The organism is Bacillus sp. MYb78 (assembly GCF_002975115.1).
Taxonomy (GTDB): Bacteria; Bacillota; Bacilli; order Bacillales; family Bacillaceae_G; genus Bacillus_A; species Bacillus_A cereus.
Genome location: NZ_PCOB01000059.1, coordinates 1 through 2,937, shown reverse-complemented (window position 1 = coordinate 2,937; position 2,937 = coordinate 1). Strand labels below are relative to the sequence as shown.

Below are 2,937 nucleotides of genomic sequence, written 5' to 3'. Positions count from 1 at the left end.
TGGGTAAAGTTAAAGATGGACGAACTTTCTATTTAACAACGGATGGATATGTCCGAGGTGGTATGTAATGTTTGAAATTACTGTAATGATTGGAATTGTGGTTGGTCTTTCGCAGATCGTAAAAATAATTGGATTACAAACAAAATATGTTCCGTTATTGAATTTAACGCTTGGCATTGTGCTAGGCGTTTTATTTTTGGGCGGAGATATCAAAACAAATGTATTTCAAGGAATCATCATTGGACTGTCAGCAAGTGGATTATTTGACCACACAAAAATTATAAAAAAGGATGTTGATGCTAAATGAAAAAGACAATGAAACATATTACCTCGTTCCTTATGATTCTAGTACTTGCTGTTTCTTTTGCTGATAGAACGCTTATTATTCCTGATTTACCGAAACAACCATACCGTTATGGTGTAGGTGCTTATGAGGGCGTTGTAGCACATTCTACAGCGACTCCAGAAGCTCCAGCTATTAACATTCAAAAATATGAGTCTCGAACATGGAGAAATGCATTTGTTCACTATGCAGTCGATTGGGACGAAACAATCCAAATTGCTGATACAAAATACATTGCTTATGGCGGCGGTCCTGCTGCTAACAAACGATTTGTACATGTTGAGTTATGCGAAACAGCGGACTATACAAAATTCAAGCGTTCTTATGAAAAGTATGTAAAACTTTTAGCAAAAATTTTAAAAGATAACAAGATATCTGTAGAAAAAGGATTATGGACGCATAGCGATGTAACACATTACCTTGGTGGTACAGATCATGAAGATCCAATTGATTACTTAAAGTCTCATGGCGTTTCAGAAGCTCAATTTAGAGCAGATGTACAACGAGTATACAATAATTCTAGTGTGGATGTTTCTGTTCCTGATAAGCCATCTAAACCAGCGGAAGTACCAACATCCGTAACAGATGGGATTGCTTATATTGAAGGTTATAACGTTAATTTACGTAAAGGACCTGGCACAAGCTATTCTAAGATTCGTCAGTTGAACAAACCAGAATCTTATATTGTGTGGGCTGAAAAAGACGGGTGGTTAAATCTTGGTGGAAATCAGTGGATTAAGAACGATCCATCTTATGTGAAGTTTAATAAGAAAAGTACAGTAGATTCTTCTATTGTTGGAAAGCGTGTTGTCTCAAAAGTTAACAATCTACGTTTCTATGATGCTCCATCTTGGCAGGATAAAGATGTGGCTGGTTCTGTAGATGCAGGATTAGGATTTATAATTGATGCGAAGATAAGTGTAAATGATTCGTATCAATATAAAGTGCATAATAGTCATGGGCAAGTTTTCTATATTACGGCTATTGATACGTATGTGAATGTGCGTTAATTTAACGAAAAGGGCCCCTTATTATAGGCGGCCTTTTTCGTGCTGTATGTAACATCATTTAATTGTTATTTTTTTCGGTTTTCAATTTTGTGTATTCATTTAACCAAATATCTATTAGATTTCTTAATGTAATAGTTTCTATTTCAAGAGGGATTTCGATTTCATCTTCATCATACTTATTAAATATAACAGTTTTATCTCTTCGAACATCTGCCCCAAAAATATTCGCACTTATTTTTTCATAATCACTTTTTTCATTTAAAACTTTATCTACAGTTTCTGCTATCCAATCACCGAATTCAGATACCTCTACATTTAAAAAAGCTTCTAAAATATCGAATTCCTTTGGTAGTCTAATAACTAAACTTCCTGTACTAAGTAACTCAAATTTGTAATCCATATTATTTTCTCCCTTAAAAATTAAATTATCGACCTTGTCTTGGAAATGCAGAAATAATTTTACCATTACCATCTAAAAACAAACGAATAGGTAGGCCGTCTATCCCTACTCCATCATAGATATTAGTATTACCACCCATGTGAATTTTATTGCTGTATGCCTCGTTTATATTGTCTACGATTTGTTGTGGATGCCAATCTTTAGGGAAAAAAGTAGAATAGCCACCATTCACCGCCTTAGGAATCCCATCCACTTCCACTTGGGCTTTGTATGCCCCATAATCATTAATGTTACGATCTGTGCCAGGAATTATTCTTCCGTGAGTATTCTCTAAAAACTCTGAGTGGTATCCGGTTGCTTCGCCTCTCCGGTTTATCTCTCCTTCAAGGATATGTTTGAGTGAGTTTGACCGGAAATTCTCAGTTTCTTGTAAACTAGATATAATTTCGCTAGTAGAGAGTGATGAAGTATGACTTTCATTAACAGGATTATTTCCGCTAGAACCAGCCTCGTCTTTAGCAAACTGATGAGTCGATAGTTTTTCTTCAGCTTTTCTAAAATCAGGTGTATCAAATGCAGAGCGTATATTATTTCCGCCAGCGAAAGCAAACTCATTGTGATTACGATTGAATAAGGATGCAGCGTCTTGCAAGCTTTGATTAGCAGTTCGTGAAATCTCAGCTAATTTTGTGCCAGGGTTCAACATTGCAATTTTATCCACGCCTTTTGTTCCTACGAATAGTTGTCCAACAGCCAATATAGTATGACCAGCTGCGCTTCCATACCATTCTGCACCACTATACGAGTCACCATTGGTAACATCACGATTCCAAGAATCAGAAATTGTTTGTTTTATCGTATTGAACGTCTCGACTGGGTGAGAAACGGCTTCAATCGTGTTATTAAATGTGTCAATTGGATGGATAGCTGCATCTGCAAGTCCTAATAATTCATCACCTATAGCGTCGCTCATTCCCTTTTTTAAGTAATAGGGGACACCTAATCCAGATTTTTCAAAAGCAGATGCGATTTCATCATCTATAGTGTCTTTTATTTTATTCACATCTTTATACGCTGCATCGATACCATGTTTAAATTTATCATATAAAGACTCATCGGAATTTTGTATTTTACTAAGATCCTCATAAGTTTCCTTGAGACCATGCCAAACCTTGTCACGTAAA

General features: G+C 35.9%; 4 protein-coding genes. 2 read left to right on the top strand and 2 right to left on the bottom strand.

Annotated elements, in window-relative coordinates:
- Positions 1–67: 67 nt before the first annotated feature.
- Both CQ064_RS32910 and CQ064_RS32905 read left to right on the top strand, forming a co-directional pair.
- Positions 68–307 (top strand): hypothetical protein, encoded by a 240-nt coding sequence (locus CQ064_RS32910; RefSeq protein WP_000461733.1) that lies wholly within the window; start codon positions 68–70, stop codon positions 305–307.
- Positions 304–1,353 (top strand): N-acetylmuramoyl-L-alanine amidase, encoded by a 1,050-nt coding sequence (locus tag CQ064_RS32905; protein ID WP_000753400.1) that lies wholly within the window; start codon positions 304–306, stop codon positions 1,351–1,353. Before CQ064_RS32910 ends, CQ064_RS32905 begins: the two co-directional genes overlap by 4 nt.
- A gap of 58 nt (positions 1,354–1,411) precedes the next feature.
- Here the strand turns inward: CQ064_RS32905 and CQ064_RS32900 are convergent, their stop codons facing one another.
- Positions 1,412–1,753 carry a hypothetical protein gene (locus CQ064_RS32900; RefSeq protein WP_000384715.1) on the bottom strand — a complete coding sequence of 114 codons (342 nt, stop codon included), beginning with the start codon at positions 1,751–1,753 and terminating at the stop codon, positions 1,412–1,414.
- Positions 1,754–1,778: 25 nt separating this feature from the next.
- Positions 1,779–2,937, bottom strand: a 1,159-nt coding sequence (locus tag CQ064_RS32895) for an EndoU domain-containing protein (RefSeq protein WP_105559745.1), incomplete at its 5' end; no start/stop codon positions are given.